Annotated in this window: 19 protein-coding genes; 5 read left to right on the forward strand and 14 right to left on the reverse strand. The window is 68.8% G+C overall.

Annotated features, from left to right (window positions below; all coding sequences use genetic code 11):
- Positions 1-652: 652 nt before the first annotated feature.
- The gene (locus tag ABZ370_RS42255; RefSeq protein ID WP_358633323.1) at positions 653-940 is read right to left on the reverse strand and encodes a hypothetical protein; all 288 of its coding nucleotides are present in this window, start codon (positions 938-940) and stop codon (positions 653-655) included.
- A gap of 86 nt (positions 941-1,026) precedes the next feature.
- Positions 1,027-1,365, reverse strand: a complete 339-nt coding sequence (locus ABZ370_RS42260; protein ID WP_358633326.1) for a recombinase family protein — start codon at positions 1,363-1,365, stop codon at positions 1,027-1,029.
- A 599-nt stretch (positions 1,366-1,964) separates the two neighbouring features.
- Here ABZ370_RS42260 and ABZ370_RS42265 point away from each other — a divergent pair.
- The 3 genes from ABZ370_RS42265 (at position 1,965) to ABZ370_RS42275 (ending at position 4,549) form a co-directional block, all read left to right on the forward strand.
- Positions 1,965-3,158: a helix-turn-helix transcriptional regulator gene (locus tag ABZ370_RS42265; RefSeq protein WP_358633329.1), complete on the forward strand. Its 1,194-nt coding sequence runs from the start codon at positions 1,965-1,967 to the stop codon at positions 3,156-3,158.
- A 272-nt stretch (positions 3,159-3,430) separates the two neighbouring features.
- Positions 3,431-4,000 carry a peroxiredoxin gene (locus ABZ370_RS42270; RefSeq protein WP_358633332.1) on the forward strand — a complete coding sequence of 190 codons (570 nt, stop codon included), beginning with the start codon at positions 3,431-3,433 and terminating at the stop codon, positions 3,998-4,000.
- 9 nt (positions 4,001-4,009) lie between these two features.
- On the forward strand, positions 4,010-4,549 hold the full coding sequence (locus ABZ370_RS42275; RefSeq protein WP_358633335.1) for an alkyl hydroperoxide reductase: 540 nt from the start codon (positions 4,010-4,012) through the stop codon (positions 4,547-4,549).
- Positions 4,550-4,649: 100 nt separating this feature from the next.
- Here ABZ370_RS42275 and ABZ370_RS42280 read toward each other — a convergent pair whose 3' ends face one another.
- The 5 genes from ABZ370_RS42280 to ABZ370_RS42300 all read right to left on the reverse strand — a co-directional run bounded on the left by ABZ370_RS42280 (position 4,650) and on the right by ABZ370_RS42300 (position 11,096).
- Positions 4,650-6,137 (reverse strand): AI-2E family transporter, encoded by a 1,488-nt coding sequence (locus tag ABZ370_RS42280; RefSeq protein WP_358633338.1) that lies wholly within the window; start codon positions 6,135-6,137, stop codon positions 4,650-4,652.
- A 133-nt stretch (positions 6,138-6,270) separates the two neighbouring features.
- On the reverse strand, positions 6,271-6,987 hold the full coding sequence (locus ABZ370_RS42285) for a transglycosylase SLT domain-containing protein (RefSeq protein WP_358633341.1): 717 nt from the start codon (positions 6,985-6,987) through the stop codon (positions 6,271-6,273).
- Between the two features lie 432 nt (positions 6,988-7,419).
- Positions 7,420-8,757 (reverse strand): PhoH family protein, encoded by a 1,338-nt coding sequence (locus tag ABZ370_RS42290; RefSeq protein ID WP_358633344.1) that lies wholly within the window; start codon positions 8,755-8,757, stop codon positions 7,420-7,422.
- A gap of 395 nt (positions 8,758-9,152) precedes the next feature.
- Entirely contained in the window at positions 9,153-9,914 is a 762-nt protein-coding gene (locus ABZ370_RS42295; RefSeq protein WP_358633412.1) for an isoprenyl transferase, read from the reverse strand.
- Positions 9,915-10,334: 420 nt separating this feature from the next.
- On the reverse strand, positions 10,335-11,096 hold the full coding sequence (locus ABZ370_RS42300) for an A24 family peptidase (protein ID WP_358633346.1): 762 nt from the start codon (positions 11,094-11,096) through the stop codon (positions 10,335-10,337).
- Positions 11,097-11,186: 90 nt separating this feature from the next.
- Here ABZ370_RS42300 and ABZ370_RS42305 point away from each other — a divergent pair, with 90 nt between their 5' ends.
- Both ABZ370_RS42305 and ABZ370_RS42310 read left to right on the forward strand, forming a co-directional pair.
- Entirely contained in the window at positions 11,187-11,582 is a 396-nt protein-coding gene (locus ABZ370_RS42305) for a DUF192 domain-containing protein (protein ID WP_358633349.1), read from the forward strand.
- A gap of 53 nt (positions 11,583-11,635) precedes the next feature.
- Entirely contained in the window at positions 11,636-12,049 is a 414-nt protein-coding gene (locus ABZ370_RS42310; RefSeq protein WP_358633352.1) for a cold shock domain-containing protein, read from the forward strand.
- 10 nt (positions 12,050-12,059) lie between these two features.
- Here ABZ370_RS42310 and ABZ370_RS42315 read toward each other — a convergent pair whose 3' ends face one another.
- The 7 genes from ABZ370_RS42315 to ABZ370_RS42345 all read right to left on the reverse strand — a co-directional run bounded on the left by ABZ370_RS42315 (position 12,060) and on the right by ABZ370_RS42345 (position 17,246).
- A complete protein-coding gene (locus ABZ370_RS42315) occupies positions 12,060-12,548 on the reverse strand; it encodes a universal stress protein (RefSeq protein WP_358633355.1) in 489 nt (162 codons plus the stop codon).
- Positions 12,549-12,581: 33 nt separating this feature from the next.
- Positions 12,582-13,874 (reverse strand): ArsB/NhaD family transporter, encoded by a 1,293-nt coding sequence (locus ABZ370_RS42320; protein WP_358633358.1) that lies wholly within the window; start codon positions 13,872-13,874, stop codon positions 12,582-12,584.
- 37 nt (positions 13,875-13,911) lie between these two features.
- On the reverse strand, positions 13,912-14,520 hold the full coding sequence (locus tag ABZ370_RS42325) for an OmpA family protein (RefSeq protein ID WP_358633361.1): 609 nt from the start codon (positions 14,518-14,520) through the stop codon (positions 13,912-13,914).
- An 8-nt stretch (positions 14,521-14,528) separates the two neighbouring features.
- Complete coding sequence (locus tag ABZ370_RS42330; protein ID WP_358633364.1) at positions 14,529-15,125, reverse strand: hypothetical protein; 597 nt, start codon at positions 15,123-15,125, stop codon at positions 14,529-14,531.
- Between the two features lie 52 nt (positions 15,126-15,177).
- Positions 15,178-15,876, reverse strand: coding sequence for a pilus assembly protein TadG-related protein (locus ABZ370_RS42335; protein WP_358633367.1), 699 nt, complete (start codon positions 15,874-15,876; stop codon positions 15,178-15,180).
- Between the two features lie 38 nt (positions 15,877-15,914).
- Positions 15,915-16,079 carry a hypothetical protein gene (locus ABZ370_RS42340; protein ID WP_179936527.1) on the reverse strand — a complete coding sequence of 55 codons (165 nt, stop codon included), beginning with the start codon at positions 16,077-16,079 and terminating at the stop codon, positions 15,915-15,917.
- Between the two features lie 273 nt (positions 16,080-16,352).
- Positions 16,353-17,246, reverse strand: a complete 894-nt coding sequence (locus ABZ370_RS42345) for a DUF5936 domain-containing protein (RefSeq protein WP_358633370.1) — start codon at positions 17,244-17,246, stop codon at positions 16,353-16,355.
- Positions 17,247-17,257 lie beyond the last annotated feature (11 nt).

Consider the following 17,257-nt stretch of genomic DNA (forward strand, 5'->3'; position numbering starts at 1 on the left):
CGCGTCATCCAGCGCGGCGCACAGGTCATCAGTCGCGTCCCGGGCCTCTCTCCACGCCGCAAGGTAAGGCGCGTCGGGTACCCACACCACGTCTCCGGGCTGATCCCAGTCCGGTGTCTCTGCCACTGCAACGGTCACCTCCCCGCGTCGACCATCACTCCGCCCCCGTACTCCGATCAGACACCGCATCACCCACGTCACTCAAGCATCAGATGCCACAGGTCAGTAACGGATCAGAACCGATCAGTGACGGGGAGAAACGAACGCTCCCCCCGGTCCATCCGGGGGGAGCACCCAGCACTCAGCCCCTACCGAGCCCCGGGATACCCGCACCACCCGAGCACGACGGCCAGGACGATCGCCGCAACACCGAGTCGCAACCGCACTCGCCAATACACCTGACACCCCCTCCACTAGAGATTCGCGCGAGTGACCGCCAGACAACCTGTCATCACTCGTACCGATGAGTTGCCCAGCATGCAGACACAAGTTGAATCGCGTCAACCACGTACTACGAAGAGTGACGCCCGCTCACGAGGGCTACCCATGAACGCGCAAGGCCCCGTTCATCCGCCACGGGGAGCGCATGAACGGGGCTAGGCCGCTCCGGCCGGTCGAAAGCATGCACCGGCCGGAGCGGAATCAAGCAGGGCTAGCAGGCAAGGGTGCCAGGCGGTGTCGTCATCGGCCGCTTGCCCAACTCCTCAATAATCTCTGTGTACTTCCGCACGTCATCCAGGTAAAGACCGCCCAGGTTCACCCTAATCTCTGTCACCGACGTGCACCGGGAACACGGCTCATCGATATGAATGTCATCGAAGACCAGGCCGATTTTCTCGAACGCGTCATACAGCTTGGTGGCCAGTTCCTCAGCTTGAATGCGGTCATCACTCTGGAATTGCATTCGATTCTCCCCTTTTCGTTTTCCGGCAATATCCATCGCCCTTGAGCCCACCCATGTACTCAAAAAGCTCGGGGCCCACCCGATCACCGAAGCCGGGAGGGCCCCACCCGGCCAGCCCTTACCTAGACGACACACGGCGGAATGGTGATGCACACACCGCCCGCCTCCAGAACAGACAGGCGAAGCGTGTCACGGTCATTCGGATCGGTGCTGAGTCGCCTCCAAGCAGCCACGAGGCAGACAGAGGTCCGGTCTTTCCCCTGAAACTCCATCGCTGCCACCATCCCGCGCCAGACCAGCCGGTTTTCGGAGTCGCCCCGTTCCAGCCACTGACCAGCCACCTCCCAGCCCATCCGCTTCGCATAGTCACGGCACGCCCGAACGCGTGACTCCGGCGAATCTGTGTCGCCGGAAATCTCGCGGTCATAGACGAAAACGAGCGGGGGAACTACCTTGCTCATGTATTTTTCTTCTTTCGCCCCAGATGATCATTGATCTTCTTGTCCAAGTCCCTCGCGATCTGATCCAGGTCCTTGGGAGGAGGAGGCGTATCGGAGCCCTGTTGTGCCCCGCGCGGTTCGACTGGTGGCGTGTCCGTCCTCACCATTCGACACGCCTCCTTTTCGCCTCGAAGGCGAGCACGTACGGCCTCACAGGGTCCGGATCGGGGAACGGGCGAAGAAACATCAGCGTGTTGGTGTCCGTCGGCCAGATCGGCTCAGGGCCTCGACGATGAGCCAGCATCACCGCCTCACCGCATCGCACGGGCCCCGGCGCAAACCGCAGTGACGTTGGCGCTACCGCTCGATGAGCCCCGTGAGCGGGAAATAACCGCCGCAGCAGCGCTTCCAAGATCTTTCGGATAGGTTGGCCCACGTCGTCAACTCCCTGTAGTTGATGGCCACGCCCCCGGGCCGGTCGGACGGTCGCGGGGGTCCGCTCTGCATCCATCTATGCAACTGGCAGCCGGTTCGCCCGAACAGTGCATCTCTGATGCAGTCTTGATGCACTTCGGCTCACGAGGTCTACCCTGGCCTCAGACCGAGGGAAGGGCGGGGACATGGCGGGCAAACGGCAACGGTTCGCGGATCGCCGCAAGGCGTGCGGATACAGTCAAGAAGCATTCGCAGAAGAGATCGGCACCAATCGCAGCACCATTCACCGATGGGAAAATGGAAGCGTTGATCCACAGCCGTGCCAACGTCCCGCGATCACGAAAGCCCTAGACATCACCCAGAAAGAGCTAGACGTGCTTCTGCACGGCGACCAGAAAGAGCCACGAGCGCGCCTAGCCATATCTTCCGAACCGTCGAGTAATGACGAGTTCGAAGCGTGGGAGTTGATGCGCCGAGTCGCAGCAAGTGATGTTGGGGAAGAAACCCTAGACCGCCTTGAGGTTGCATTCGATGGTCTAGCGATGGCTTATCCAATCACCCCGCCACAGGACCTCTTGGAACGCGTAAGGGAGCACACATCTTACGTGGCTCACCTCATGGACGCCCGAAAAACCCTCAAAGAGCATCGGCGACTGCTCGTGACCGGCGGTTGGCTTTCACTTCTTGGCGCCACCCTACATATTGACCTCAAGCAAGAGAACGCCGCCACCGCGAGATTGCAAACCGCCGCAGCACTTGCCAAACAAGCCGATCACCAAGAAATTGAGGCATGGTGCTACGAGACCGAAGCGTGGCGTGTGCTGACGGCGGGCAACTTTGCGCATGCCGCCAAACTCTCGCAGATGGCACAGGGAATTGCCCCGGTCGGAAGTTCAGCAAAAATCCAAGCAACAGCCCAGGAAGGAAGGGCACAGGCGCGACTCGGGAATAGTGACGAAACATATTCCGCGATTAAACGAGTACAGGACATGGCAGCGACACTCTCACGGCCGGATCGCCCAGAGCATCACTATCGATACGACCCCGCAAAGGCCGTAGCTTATACGGCTACCACGCTTGCTTGGATTGGCGACCCTGCCGCCGAGCCTTACGCGCGTGAAGTGATCGCACGACTCCGCCCGAGCGACGACATCGCGAAATGGCCGCGCCGCGTGGCATCCGCCAACATCGATCTTGCCTTGGTGTTGCTGAAGGACAGCCGCTTGGACGAAGCCTGTGACGCCGCCTCAAAAGCCATACTGAGCGGTCGCGTGGTCCCCTCTAATCACTGGCGTGCACTGGAGGTCGTGAAGGCCGTGGAGGCCCGACAGCTCCCCGAGGCATCAGACCTACGCGAGGCGTACCAGGGCATGAAGTAGGTCAACCCCTGATCGCCCCGGACGACACGAGCCCCGTTCAGGTAGTGGCCGAACGGGGCTCTCCCCTTGAGCCCGGGGTCCCATCGACGCGAACAGGCATGTGACTTCCGTCACCTCAACACCCCCGCACGCGCTCGGCCAGCCGGGCATACCGGGCCGCCCATTGATAGACACCCCCGATCAACCCACCTGCGGCGAGTTATTTCACTGATCAATCGAGGCTGTGGCACGGTAGCCACTGTCCAACCCCAAACCCCTCAGGAGCAGCGCAAATGTTGAACGTCGGCGATCAGTTCCCCACCTTCGACCTCCAGGCATGCGTGTCACTGGAGAAGGGCCAGGAGTTCGAGCGCATCGACGCCGACTGGATCAAGCGGAACCGCGACGAGAAGGGTTGGTTGGTTGTCTTTGCATGGCCCAAGGACTTCACCTTCGTGTGCCCGACCGAGATCGCGGCCTTCGGCAAGCTGAACGAGGAGTTCGCCGACCGTGACGCCCAGATCCTGGGCTTCTCCGGCGACTCCGAGTTCGTCCACCACGCCTGGCGCAAGGACCACGCCGACCTGCGTGACCTGCCCTTCCCGATGCTGGCGGACTCCAAGCACGAGCTCATGCGCGACCTGGGCATCGAGGGCGAGGACGGCTTCGCACAGCGCGCCGTCTTCATCGTGGACCAGAACAACGAGATCCAGTTCACCATGGTGACGGCCGGTTCCGTGGGCCGTAACCCCAAGGAGGTCCTGCGGGTTCTGGACGCCCTGCAGACCGACGAGCTGTGCCCGTGCAACTGGACCCAGGGCGAGAACACCCTCGACCCCGTCGCGCTGCTCTCCGGCGAGTGAGGAACTGACATGGCACTCGACACGCTGAAGTCCGCCCTGCCGGACTACGCCAAGGACCTGAAGCTGAACCTCGGTTCGGTGATCGGCAACTCCGAGCTTCCGCAGCAGCAGCTGTGGGGCACCGTGCTGGCCTGCGCGATCGCCTCGCGCTCGCCGCGCGTGCTCAGCGAGCTGGAGCCGGAGGCCAAGGCCAACCTGTCGGCCGAGGCGTACACCGCCGCCAAGTCGGCGGCCGCCGTCATGGCGATGAACAACGTCTACTACCGGACCCGGCACCTGCTGTCCGACCCGGAGTACAACAACCTGCGCGCGGGTCTGCGGATGAACGTCATCGGCAACCCCGGCGTGGACAAGACCGACTTCGAGCTGTGGTCGCTCGCGGTCTCCGCGATCAACGGCTGCGGCATGTGCCTCGACTCGCACGAGCAGGTGCTCCGCAAGGCGGGCGTGGACCGTGAGACGGTCCAGGAAGCCTTCAAGATCGCCTCGGTGCTGCAGGCGGTCGGCGCCACCCTGGACGCCGAGAGCGTCCTGGCCGAGAACGGCTGACGCCGCCCGGCCCCATACGCCACATAGGGCTTTCACCGCACACGCGAAGGGGCGCCCCACCGCATTGGTGGGGCGCCCCTTCGCGCTGCTGCCACGGGAGTTACGTACCGGCGCCGCCCGAAGGCCCCGGCGGCTCGGGCGGCCGGACCGGCGCGGTGGCCATGACGGTCGCGCCGTGCGGGCGCGGGGCGGCGCGCAGGGAGCTCTCCTGGCTGTACGCGCGCAGATAGCCGACCACCGTGTTGACGACGGCCACCAGCGGTACGGCCACCACCGCGCCCCCGATGCCGCCGATCAGCGAACCGCCCGCGACGGAGAGCACCACGGCCAGCGGATGGACCCGTACCGCGCGGCCGAGGATGAACGGCTGCAGCACATGGCCCTCGATCTGCTGCACCGCCAGCACCACCACCAGCACCATGCCCGCCGTGAAGACGCCCTGGGTGACGAGCGCCACCATGACCGCGAGCGCGCCGGAGACCACCGCGCCGACCAGCGGGATGAAGGCGAAGAGGAAGATGAAGACGGCCAGCGGCACGGCCATCGGGACGTCGAGGAAGAACAGCCCGACGCCGATGAAGATCGCGTCGATGAGGGCCACTATCACCGTGCCCCGCACATAGGCGGTCAGCGTGGCCCAGGCCCGCGGCCCCGCGCCCGCCACGCCCGGCCGGGCCGCCGCGGGGACGAGCCCCAGCGTCCAGCCCCAGATCCGCGGCCCGTCGTACAGCAGGAACAGCGTGCTGAACATGGTCAGCAGGATGCCGGTCAGCATCTCGACGACGACCGTGACGCCTTCGAGCCCGGCCGAGGTGATCTCCTCGGTGTTGGCGCCGACGGCCTCACGCAGGCTCTTGGCGACATGGTTGATCTGCTTCTCCGTCACATGGAACGGGCTGTGCAGCAGCCAGCGCCGCAGATCGTCGATACCGGCCTGGAGCTTGTCGGACAGCTCGTCGACGTTCTCCATGACCTGCCAGACCACGAACCACACGACCAGCCCCATGACGATGAAGCCACCGATGAAGGTGATCGTCGTGGCGAGGCCGCGCGGGACGCCCCGCAGCCGCAGCCGGGTGACCGTGGGCTCCAGCAGGGCCGTAATGAGCAGGGCCACGGTGAAGGAGAACACGACCAGCTGGACGGAGCTGATGATCTGCATCAGCACATAGAGCGTTCCGGCGAGCACCAGCAGCCGCCATGCGGCCTCGGCGGCGACGCGCATGCCCCAGGGGATGGCGTCGACCGCTTCGGGCCGGGCGGACACGGCGGGGGCGTAGGCGGGCGGGGCGGGCACACTGGGCGCCTCGGCCCCCTCCGGCGCTCCCCCCGGCCCGGCCCCCGGCCCGGACGGCTCCTGGGGCTTCCAGGACCCCGACGGCGCCGATAGCTCCGATGGCCCCGATGGCTCCTGCGAGCGCGGGGACGGCTCCGGGCCTCCGGCGCCGTCGGCAGCACCGGGTGGCCGACCGGCTCCTCCCCCGGCGCCCTCGTCACCGCGTGCCGCGGCCTCTTCTCGTTCGAGCCGTGCGGAGAGCCGGGTCAGACCGGCCCCCAACCTGCCGACCCAATCTGGCAATCTGGACATTCAGCTTTCCCTACCCCCGGTTCCCCCGTGGTCGTCAGGACGACGTTACCGGCTGCGGACGCGCGAAACCCCCGACCTGGCGGACGGGGGTTTCGCGAAGCTCTTTACCGAGCGGCCGGATAGCCCGGACCGATCAGTAGTAGTTGTTGGCCTGCCAGAACGACCAGGCCTCACACGGGCTGCCATAGCGGTCGTTCATGTAGCCCAGGCCCCACTTGATCTGAGTGGCCGGGTTGGTCTTCCAGTCGGCACCGGCGGAAGACATCTTGGACGCGGGCAGCGCCTGCACCAGACCGTACGAACCCGAGGACGGGTTGGTGGCCTGGTAGTTCCAGCCGCTCTCGTGATCCACGATGTTGCTGAAGCACTGGAACTGGTCGCCCGGGATCATCTGCCGCGCCATCTGCTGGACATCGGCGATGGAGTACGAGGTCTTCTGAACGAAGTCACCGGCGTCCCGCGTGGCCGAACGGCTCGCGATCTCCTGCTTCTTCTTGGCCTCGCGCTCCTTGGCCAGCTTCTCGGCGGCCGCCTTGTCCGCGGCGGCCTTCTTGGCCTGCGCGTCCTGGGCAGCCTGCTTGCGGGCCGCCTCCTCAGCGGACTTCTTCGCCTCCGCGTCGGCCGCGGTGGACTGAACGTCCGCCTGCTGCGTCAGGGATGCTGTCTGCGCCACGGCCTGCTGGCCGGCGGGTATGTCCGCGAGGAGCGTCGAGTCGGCGGCGGTCGCCTCGATCGGGTCGGACGGGCTCTGCTGCTGCCCGCCACCCGCGGCGACACCGACGACGGCGCCCACAGTGGTGACCGCGGTGGCCGAGGCCACTGCGAATCCCCGGACCGAAATCCGGCTCACTCGGTTTTCCTTCCAGCATCGCCCGCTTAGGTGACCTCGCGGGCGCAATCGTGCCCCTGTGCGCTGGCCTCCCCTTGTTCCGCCCCCGGGTATTGCGAGACGGGAACGGCTGGTCACGGGAGGCACTGGCCCGGTGCGTCCTCCCGCAGGAGGGTCGCGAGGTGCTCGGGCGGCATACGGCGAACTCTCTTCAGTTCTGGTACTGCTGTGGTTCTGTACCGCTGGCGGTACTGGTGTGCCGTATGCGAGGCCTGACAGAACCCACACCCTGCCGGACACGGATAGCCGGAGGCAATTCCCCAGCAGGTGTGAAAGCTCACATGCCGTTTACGCCCTAGGGTTTCTGGAAATCCACGCGCGGGAACGCGCCGCACGGTTAGGCTCTTTGGCCATTCCGTACGGCGCGTTACCGGCGTACCGGATTCAACCGGCTCAGATGCGGCCGTCCTCCAGCATTTCGGTCACCAGAGCCGCGATCGGCGAACGCTCCGAGCGGTTGAGGGTGACATGCGCGAAGAGCGGATGCCCCTTCAGCTTCTCGACGACCGCCACCACCCCGTCGTACCGCCCGACGCGGAGGTTGTCGCGCTGCCCCACGTCGTGGGTGAGCACCACGCGGGAGTTGGCGCCGATCCGGGACAGAACGGTCAGCAGCACATTCCGTTCGAGCGACTGCGCCTCATCGACGATCACGAAGGCGTCGTGCAGCGACCGGCCGCGGATATGGGTGAGCGGAAGCACCTCCAGCATGCCGCGCCCGACGACCTCCTCGATCACCTCGGCACTGGTCACCGCGGACAGCGTGTCGAAGACGGCCTGAGCCCAGGGGCTCATCTTCTCGGCCTCGCTGCCGGGCAGATAGCCCAACTCCTGGCCGCCTACGGCGTACAGCGGACGGAAGATCATCACCTTGCGGTGCTGCTGCCGCTCCAGGACCGCCTCCAGACCCGCGCACAGCGCGAGCGCCGACTTGCCCGTACCGGCCCGGCCGCCCATGGACAAAATGCCCACTTCGGGGTCGAGCAGCAGGTCCAGCGCGATGCGCTGCTCCGCGCTGCGCCCATGGATGCCGAACGCCTCGCGGTCGCCGCGCACCACCCGTACCTGCCCGTCCGGGGTGACCCGGCCGAGCGCCTTGCCGCGCTCGGACTGGAGGACCAGTCCGGTGTGCACGGGCAGTTCGGCCGCTTCGGGGATGTACGCGGTCTCGGCGGCGAACAAGTCGTCGACCTGCTCGGCCGAGACGGCCAGCTCCGCCATCCCGGTCCAGCCCGAGTCGGTGATCGCCAGCTCCGCGCGGTACTCCTCGGCGAGCAGCCCCACCGAGGACGCCTTGATGCGCAGTGGCAGATCCTTCGAGACGACGGTGACGTCGTACCCCTCGGCCTGCAGGTTCCGGGCGACCGCGAGAATCCGCGCGTCGTTGTCCCCCACGCGGCCCCCGTGGGTCAGGAAGGCCGCGGGCAGGATGCCGGGGTCGGAGTGATTGAGCTCGACACGCAGGGTGCCGCCCAGGTCGCCGATCGGAAGTGGAGCATCCAGACGGCCGAACCGGACGCGGTACTCGTCCAGCAGGCGCAGTGCCTGCCGGGCGAAATACCCCAGCTCCGGATGGTGCCGCTTGGCCTCCAGCTCCGTGACCACGACGACCGGCAGCACGACTTCGTGCTCGTCGAAGCGGGACATGGCGCCTGGGTCGGCAAGCAGGACGCTGGTGTCGAGGACATAGGTGCGCCGGTCGTGCTCGCGGCGTTTCTTGCTGGTCACCACGGGTGGACGAACCCCCTCGGGAGAGGTTGGGGTGCGACGGCGTCGCGGGAGTGAGGTGTCCCCGCCGTTGACGGGGAGCGGACCGGGCTCAGGCCCCACGGAACGGGCCGAGCGCCGGCCCTCCGCGTCATACGCACGATCCGCACAGTCGTCCGTGTGCAAAGGGCCTCCCGGGCGAACGGCGCGATGCCGCCCGCTGGCAGTTCGACACCCACTGGACAGTGGAACAGGGCGTCGACCTGGAAGGGATATTCCCTCGAAGGTGCGGAGCCATGCAACGGCATATGACGGCCCGTACATGAACGTTGAGGAACGGGCGTGCTACACGGCGGCCGGGGCCGGACGCGGTGTCGCGTCCGGCCCCGGCCGGTGAACTTCTTTATGCGATAAGGCGATTAGCCGCCGTAGCGGCGATGCCGCGCCGAGTAGTCACGCAGGGCACGGAGGAAGTCGACCTTGCGGAAGGCGGGCCAGAAAACTTCGCAGAAGTAGTACTCCGAATGGGCACTCTGCCAGAGCATGAAGCCCGACAGCCGCTGCTCGCCGCTGGTGCGGATCACCAGGTCGGGATCGGGCTGACCTCGGGTGTACAGGTGTTCGGCGATGAGGTCGATGTCGACGACCTCGGCCAGCTCCTCGAAGGACGTGCCCTTGGTGGCGTGGTCGAGGAGCAGCGAGCGCACGGCGTCGGCGATCTCCTGGCGGCCGCCGTAGCCGACGGCGACGTTGACCACTATCCCGTCGACGTGCTCGGTGTCCCGCTCGGCCTCCTTGAGGACCGTCTGGGTGTGGGAGGGCAGCAGGTCCCGGTTCCCCACGTGGTGCACCCGCCACCGGCCGTCGGCGGCCAGGTCGCGCACCGCGCCCTCGATGATGTTGAGGAGCGGCTTCAGCTCCTTCGCGGGGCGGTCCAGGTTGTCGGTGGAGAGCATCCAGAGCGTGACGACCTCGACGTCGGTCTCGCTGCACCAGCCCAGCATCTCCTGGATCTTGCTGGCGCCCGCCTGGTGACCCTGCTCGGCGGTGCCGCCGGAGGCGCGCGCCCAGCGACGGTTGCCGTCGAGGATGACTCCGATGTGCTTGGGCACCTGGTCGTGGTCGAGGCGGCCCTCCACCCGGCGTGCGTAGAGCCCGTACACCAGGTCGCGCAGTTTCACGTCTTCCAGCCCCTCAGTGCTTTGCATGGCTCGCCATGGCTGTCCGCCCCAAGGGCAGCACCCTACTGCGGGGCGGCGGGGGTGGCTAACCGAGCCGGTCGGACGGGTGATCGGGGCACCGCACAGGCGTCCGCGGGCCGTTCGGAGCCCCCGTCGCCGTTACGTTGCGTGACGCGCTGTGCGGGCTGTGTGCCGCCGTCGCACCGCGATAATCCGAGGAGAACCCCCTAATAGAGCGGGCCGGTCCGTGGGGGGGAGTACGGACCGGCCCGAGGGGGGGTTTCCACCATAACCCTTCGTGAGCGGTTGTCCATGCATCGGCGCGGTGAGGATGTGCGTGGCGCCGACGCCTGGGTCCTTCTGACGGATCTCCGCGGCGTCGCGACGCCGCGGAGATCCGTCAGAAGGACCCTCGGCGCGTCAGCCGGTGCCGAGCGCCCCCAGTACCAGCCCCGCGCCCGCCCCGAGGATCATGAACGGGCCGAACGCCAGCGGCGTCCCCCGGCCCGCCTTGCGCGCCAGAACCAGGGCCATCGCGTACAGCGACCCCAGCAGCACCCCGGCGAATCCGCCCCAGAAGAGCACCGGCCAGCCGTACCAGCCGAGCGCCACGCCGAGCGTCAGCGCCAGCTTGGCGTCCCCCAGGCCCATGCCGCGCGGGCTGATCAGGAACAGCACCAGATACGCCCCGCCCAGCACCACCCCGCCCAGCAGCGCCCGCGGCCAGGACCCGGTGCTGTGCGGCAGCAGCGCGGCGGCGCCGAGCAGCGCCGACGCGGCGGCCGCCATCGGCAGGGTCAGCACGTCCGGCAGCCGGTTCACCGCCCGGTCCACTCCGGCCAGCAGCACCGCGGGCGGGGCGAGCAGCAGCCACACCGCCAGTTCGGGGCGTACCCCGGTGGCCGCCGCCAGGCCCGCGCACACCAGCGCGGTGAGCACGGCGGGGAGCAGCGGGCCCGGCCCGTACGCCGGTCCGGCGCCCCCTTCGTCCGTCTCGCAGCGCGGACAGCGGGCGGGGCCCAGCCAGCCGCGGGCCGGGCCGGTGAGCGCGTGCCCGCGCGGACACTCCGCGCGCCATGGCTCCCCGGACTCGACCGCCAGCCGGTACAGCGGGCGCGGCACCAGCAGCCCGGCGGCGGCGCCGTACGCGGCGGCGAGGACGATCAGCAGCGGTGGGAGCACGGCCCGAGCCTACGGAAGCGGCGGGCCCTGGTGACCCGTCGGTGGAACACTCATCCCAAGGGTGGACGACGGGTGGTGGAGGGGACACGCATGGGCCGCTGGCGGGACGGCACCGGAACGCTCCACGTCCCGAGCGGTGCGGACGCACCGCTCGTCGTACCGCTGGAGATCGCCGCCTCCTACCGCGCCCGGGCCCGCGGGCTGCTCGGCCGGGACGAGCTGACCGGCGCGATCCTGCTGACCCCCGCGAGCGGGGTGCACACCTTCCGGATGCGCTTCGCCATCGACGTCGCCTATCTCGACCGCCGGCTGACCGTGCTGGCCGTCACCAGCCTGCGCCCCGGGCGGCTCGGGCTGCCACGGGCGTTTTCACGCCACGTCCTGGAGGCCGAGGCGGGGGCCATGGAGCACTGGGGCCTGCGGCGGGGCGTCCGGGTCGCGGTCGACCCCGGCCCTTCTTCGGCTCCACCGCCTTCTGTACGCTGAGCTCGGTTTTCATGAGGTACAAGAGGTAGAGGTACAGGGGTAGGGGTGGCACGTTGACGACGACGGGCAAGATTCTGCGGTTCGACGAGTTTCGCGGTTACGGCTTCATCGCCCCGGACGACGGTGGCGAAGATGTGTTCATGCACGCGAACGATCTCCTGGACGAGAAGCACCTGTTCCAGCCCGGTTCGAAGGTGCGGTTCATCCCCGAGTACGGCGACAAGGGCCCCAAGGCGTCCGAGGTCCGCATCCTGGAGCGCTCCGCGGCCCCGGTCGTCCGGCCGCCCTCCGCGCCTTCGGACTCGGGTGACGACACGATGTGCGACGTGCTCTCGGTGGGCGAGTTCCGGCAGGAGCTGACCGAGTCGCTGGTCGACATGGGCGGCAGTCTCACCGCCGACCAGATCAAGCAGGTGCGGCGCCGGGTCATCGAGCTGGCCCAGGCGCACAACTGGATCGAGTCCTGACCCGACTCGCTCACGGCGGCGGTGGCGGCAGCGACTCGATACCGGGCACTGTCTCCGGCCACACCAGCAGGACGGCGCACGGCGCGTGGTCCACGACGAACCGCGCGGCGGGCCCCAGGCTGTGCGGCCCCAGCCGGTCGCGGTCCCCGTCGCGGGCGCAGATGAGCAGGTCCACGCCGTCCGCCTCGCGCACCACCTCGTGTTCGACCCGGCCGTGCCGCTGGAGCCGCGCCGCGGGCCGCCGCAGCCGCTCGGCGGCGGCGTCCAGCGCTTCGGACGCGGCGGTCCGGGCCAGTTCCTCCATCTGATCCCCCGGGTCCCGCCCGGGGCGGCCCCGGCCCAGCAGCCCGGCGAAGGCGCCGTGTGCGGCGCCCGCCACCTGGTCGTCGGTGACGTACAGCAGACGGATCTCGGCGCCGCCGTCGGCGGGCAGGTGGTCGCGGGCGGCGTCCACGGTGGACTGCCAGGTGCCCTCGGCGATCCAGATGAGCACGATCATGAGTTCCTCATAGCCCTCATAGCCTCATCGCTCTCATAGCGTCGCCAGCATGGCCCATAGCGCCACCGTCGCCGCCACCAGCGTGGTCGGCACGGTGAGCAGCCCGAGGCGGGTGAACTCGCCCAGCCCGGAGTCGGCGTCCGCCCCGTGGTGGCGGACGATACGCCGCCACAGCAGCGTGGCCAAGGAACCGACGTAGGTGAGATTGGGGCCCAGGTTGACCCCGATCAGCACGGCCAGGACCGGGCCCGGGCCGCCCTCGGCGGCGATCGGCAGCAGCGCCAGCGTGGCGGGCAGGTTGTTGACGAGGTTCGCCAGCACCGCCGCGATGCCCGCGATGGCGAGCAGGGTGGGCAGGCCGGTGCCGACCGGCAGCACCCGGGACAGCGCCCCCTCCAGGCCGTTGTCCAGGACCGCCTGCACCACGACGCCCAGCGCGAGCACGAACAGGCAGAACAGCGGGCCCGCCGCGCCGACCACGCCCCGTACCGTCGTCGTCCCCCGCCGCACCGCCCGCACCGCGAGCACCAGCGCCCCCGCCCCCGCGGCCCACGCGGGCTCCAGCCCGGCGAGCGACGTCCCGACGAACCCGGCCAGCGTCAGCCCCAGCACGCTCAGCGCGAACACCGGCACCGGCGGCCACTCGGCGGGCGGCGGCTTCGTGGTCCCGGCGGCCAGGTCCGCGGCGAAGAAGCGGCGGAAGACCAGGAATTCGATGCCGATGGACACCAGCCAGGCCGGGGCCATGACCAGGGCGAACCGGGTGAACGAGAGTCCGCTCGCCTCCAGGGCGAGCAGGTTGGTGAGGTTGGAGACCGGCAGCAGCAGCGACGCGGAGTTCGCCAGATGGGTGCAGGCGTAGACATGCGGCCGGGAGCGGGCGCCGAGCCGGGTCGCGGTCGCGAACACCACGGGGGTCAGCAGGACGACCGTCGCGTCCAGGCTCAGTACGGCGGTGACCAGCGCCGCCACCGCGAACACCCCGCCCAGCATCCGGTCCGTACGCCCCCGGCAGGCCCGTGCCACGGCCTGCCCCGCCGCCTCGAACACCCCCTCGTCCGCGCACATCTGCGCCAGCAGCAGCACGGCCGCCAGAAACCCGACGACGGGCAGCAGGCTCCGCGTCTCCGCCCACGCCGCCGCCGGTGTCACGGCCCCGGCCCCCACCACGACCGCGGCCGCGGGCACCGCCGCGACAGCCTCGGGCCAGCCGCGGGGGCGGGCGACGGCGAACGCCAGTACGGCGAGCAGGAGCGTGACGGCGAGGATCTCGGCGACGGTGGTACTCAGGGGGACTCCCGTGCGGGGGTGGGCAACGTGCACCATGATGCGGCACGCCCCGCCGGGGGCCCTTCCCCCACCCCTACGCGCCTCGGGGGAAGCTGACTTCTACTCGGCGGTTCTTCTTGCGGCCCTCCTCCGTCGCGTTGTCCGCGATCGGGTACTGCTCGCCGTAGCCGCGGATCTGGTACGCGACCGAGGAGTCGAGGCTCGCCGCCAGCCGCTGCTGCACCGCGTCGGCGCGTTTCCGGGACAGTTCGAGGCCGTGGGCCGCCGAGCCCAGGTCGTCGGTGAAGCCGAAGACCCGGACGCTCTTCGCGTCCTGCCGTTTCGCCTCGTCGGCGATCTGCTGGATACGGGCGTTCGCCTTGGCGCCGAGCTTGGCGCTGTCCTTGCCGAACAGCACCTCGGCCTGGAGGGCGAAGCTCACCTTGGTGTTGGTGTCCTCGCGGCGCTCGTCGCCGTTGTCCGTCTCGACGACCGACTTGATGTCCAGGACCCGCCCGGCCGCGAGCTTGGCGCCCTCGGGCATCCGCAGATCGGGGTCGTTCGCGTCGATCTTGAGGGGTGGCCTGGTGTCGGCGGGGGCGCCGGGGCCGCTGTCGGCAGGGGCCGGGGTGGCGAAGGTGAGGGCGAGGGCGAGGGCGGCCAGGGCCGTTACGCCGCGGCGGGTTGTCGTCCGTGTCGGCATGGCGGGGCTCACCCGGAGAGCTTGATGCTGACGGACGGCATCGTCGGGAGCTGGAAGTCGACCTCCGTGACGCTCTTGGGCGGGGCCGGGAACTGCGCGAAGAACGGGCGGCTCTCGTTCTGCTTGATCCCGGAGAGCCCCGTCGTGCACAGGCACTGCCCATCGGTGTCCCGGAGTACGAGATACCGCTTCTTGCCCTTCGCATCGACCAGGGTCGCACCCGACACGGACGAACGGGACTTGGCCAGCTCCACTTCCGAGGAGCGCCAGTCGACCGGGTTGAACAGCAGGCTGCCGCGGTTGGTCACCGTCCCGCTGACGGTGACGAAGCCGCCGCTGTCGCGCTCCGCGGAGTGGAGGGTGACGACGATGTTCTTCGGCCCCTTCATCTCGCCGATGACCTTCTTGGAGTCCGCGGCGGGCTCCGTCTCCCCCTGCCCGTCGTCGGTCTTGGCCTCGGTGGACTTCTGCGGGGAGCCGTCCCCCTTCCCGCCGCCCCCGCCGTCGTCGCCGCTGCCGCACCCGGCCACGGCGAGGGCCAGGGCCGCTGCGAGCGCCGCCGCGGCAGCCCCCCTCCGGGCCTTCGTCGTGTGCCGAATGCTCATCGTTCGCTGTCCTTTGCTCGTCTACTCGTCAGTCGCTCAGTCGCTGGGTCGCTCAGTCGGCAAGGTGCACGGAGAACAGGTCTTTGACGTCCGGGAGCAGTTCCGGGTGTGCCGGGTCGATGGTCACTGTCCTGCCGTCGCATTTCAGGGCGGTGGCAGGCTTCTCGCCCTCGTCGCCACCGCCATCTCCGCCGTCTCCGCCGTCCTCGTCGCCCGTCGGCGTCGGTGTCGGCCTCGTGGTGGGGGTGGGGGCGGGCGACGGCTCGGCGGGCGGCTGGAGCGTACAGCGCGGACCTATGACCGCCTTGGCCTCCGCCTCGCCGTACTGGCTCTCCGTACCGGGGATGACGGACTTGCCCACCGGCTTCTGCGTCTTGACGGTGACCGTGAACGACGTGGGGAGGTAGCCCGGGACGCAGCGGTCCCCGGTGAGGTTCGCGGCGTTCTGCTGGGCGAACCACTCGGCCTGCTCGCACGCGTTACCCACGCCGATCCCCCGCCCGTTCAGCAGGTCCTCCAGCGCGCCGCCGTCCGTCACGGCGGCCAGCAGCGCCGTGCCCAGCTGGTCGCGGTAGTCCTGGGCGGCGGCGAGGGCGGCCGCGTCGGCGGCGGTCTGTCCGCCGTTGCGGGTGGCCCCGGCCTGGCCCACCGCGAAGAAGGCGAGGGCGAGGAAGAGCAGGGCCGCGACCGCGGTGAGGTATATCGGAAAGGCCTGCCCGGTATCGCCGTTGCGATATCCACGAGCCTTCACGCGGTCACGCGCGCGGCGACTCACACGCTCGCTCGGATTCAGATGCCGACGACCTGAGCGATCTTGTCTGAGATCGCATTCGCGATCATGCTTCCGAAGTCCGTCGTCGCCAGTACCAGGACGATGGCGACCACCACGGCGATGATCCCCAGGTACTCGATCGAGGTCTGACCCCGGTCGTTCCCCATAACGCGCTTCCCCATCGTGTTCCCCTCCATGGGTGGCCGTCCCACTGTGGTCCGGCGACTCAACCCCCGTGGTGTCGCTCGCGACACGAGCAAAGTACGCCGAAACAGCTGCCTCGGAACAGTGTCCCAGGGGGCATTGCCTTCCCGATACACGGTGTTCGAACCCTGTGCGCGGACCTCCGCCGCCGCGGCCCATCCGTCTCACCCCCTCCCGCCGCCGAGGAGTCCACCGTCGACGACTGTCCCACACCCGATTGCGATCGCGAAGCATATTCGCCCAAATGACCGTCAATCTCCCGTGACCGAACCGAAGTCCGTACCGGACCCGATGAAGAACCCCGCCACGAGCAGCACCATCGTCCCGGGCACCATGAAGGTGGTGATGACCATGGTCGCCTTGGGGACGGCGCGGGCGGCGCGGCGGCGGGCGTTCTGGGCGTCCGTACGGCGCATGTCGTTCGCGATGGCGATCAGTGTCTCGACGATCGGAGCGCCCAGTTCCTCGCCCTGCTGAAGCGCCGTGACGAACTGGGCGACCTGTTCGGAGTCGTTCCGCTTCCGCAGTTCTTCGAACGCCTGGCGGCGGCTGACCCCCATGTCCATTTGCCGAAGTGTGATGCGAAGTTCATCGGCCCACGGACCCTCGTACTTCTCGGACACCCGGTCCAGCGCCTGCCGGAAGCCCAGCCCCGCGCTCACCACGACCGCCAGCACGTCCAGGAAATCGGGCAGGGTCCGGTCGATCGCGTCCTTGCGCTCCCGCACCGCCGCCCAGATGCCGACCTCGATCCAGAACAGGCCGAAGACGACCAGCAGCAGGGCCAGCAGCAGCTGGCCCTTCATCAGCATCACCAGCGCGCCGCCGAAACCGAGCATCCCGTACACCGCGCGGCGGGCCGCGTACCGGTCGACCGTCAGCCCGCCCGGATGGCCCGCCAGATCGATCCGGCGGCGCACCCGGGCGACCCGCTTCTCGCCCATCATCCGCAGCACCAGCGGCGCGTAGCGCATGCCGAGCCGGTCGACGGCCGAGCCGACCGCGTTCGTACGGGTCGCCCCGACCTCCAGCGCGACCGCGAGGTCGCTCGGCAGCTTGGCCTCGCTGCGGTACAGCGCGATGCCGTACGCGACGCCCGCCACCGCGAGCCCCGCGGCCAGCGCCAGCAGCACTCCAGAACCCATGCGAGGTACCC

The sequence above is a fragment of the Streptomyces sp. NPDC005962 genome, from assembly GCF_040629205.1.
Classification (GTDB): Bacteria; Actinomycetota; Actinomycetes; order Streptomycetales; family Streptomycetaceae; genus Streptomyces.

Coding starts and splice junctions, on each gene's coding strand:
- ABZ370_RS42260 (WP_358633326.1), bottom strand. CDS start 1,365: ATGAGCAAGGTAGTTCCCCCGCTCGTTTTCGTCTATGACCGCGAGATT.
- ABZ370_RS42325 (WP_358633361.1), bottom strand. CDS start 14,520: ATGCCGACACGGACGACAACCCGCCGCGGCGTAACGGCCCTGGCCGCC.
- ABZ370_RS42330 (WP_358633364.1), bottom strand. CDS start 15,125: ATGAGCATTCGGCACACGACGAAGGCCCGGAGGGGGGCTGCCGCGGCG.
- ABZ370_RS42270 (WP_358633332.1), top strand. CDS start 3,431: ATGTTGAACGTCGGCGATCAGTTCCCCACCTTCGACCTCCAGGCATGC.
- ABZ370_RS42280 (WP_358633338.1), bottom strand. CDS start 6,137: ATGTCCAGATTGCCAGATTGGGTCGGCAGGTTGGGGGCCGGTCTGACC.
- ABZ370_RS42305 (WP_358633349.1), top strand. CDS start 11,187: ATGGGCCGCTGGCGGGACGGCACCGGAACGCTCCACGTCCCGAGCGGT.
- ABZ370_RS42315 (WP_358633355.1), bottom strand. CDS start 12,548: ATGATCGTGCTCATCTGGATCGCCGAGGGCACCTGGCAGTCCACCGTG.
- ABZ370_RS42320 (WP_358633358.1), bottom strand. CDS start 13,874: ATGGTGCACGTTGCCCACCCCCGCACGGGAGTCCCCCTGAGTACCACC.
- ABZ370_RS42255 (WP_358633323.1), bottom strand. CDS start 940: ATGGATATTGCCGGAAAACGAAAAGGGGAGAATCGAATGCAATTCCAG.
- ABZ370_RS42340 (WP_179936527.1), bottom strand. CDS start 16,079: ATGGGGAAGCGCGTTATGGGGAACGACCGGGGTCAGACCTCGATCGAG.
- ABZ370_RS42275 (WP_358633335.1), top strand. CDS start 4,010: ATGGCACTCGACACGCTGAAGTCCGCCCTGCCGGACTACGCCAAGGAC.
- ABZ370_RS42265 (WP_358633329.1), top strand. CDS start 1,965: ATGGCGGGCAAACGGCAACGGTTCGCGGATCGCCGCAAGGCGTGCGGA.
- ABZ370_RS42345 (WP_358633370.1), bottom strand. CDS start 17,246: ATGGGTTCTGGAGTGCTGCTGGCGCTGGCCGCGGGGCTCGCGGTGGCG.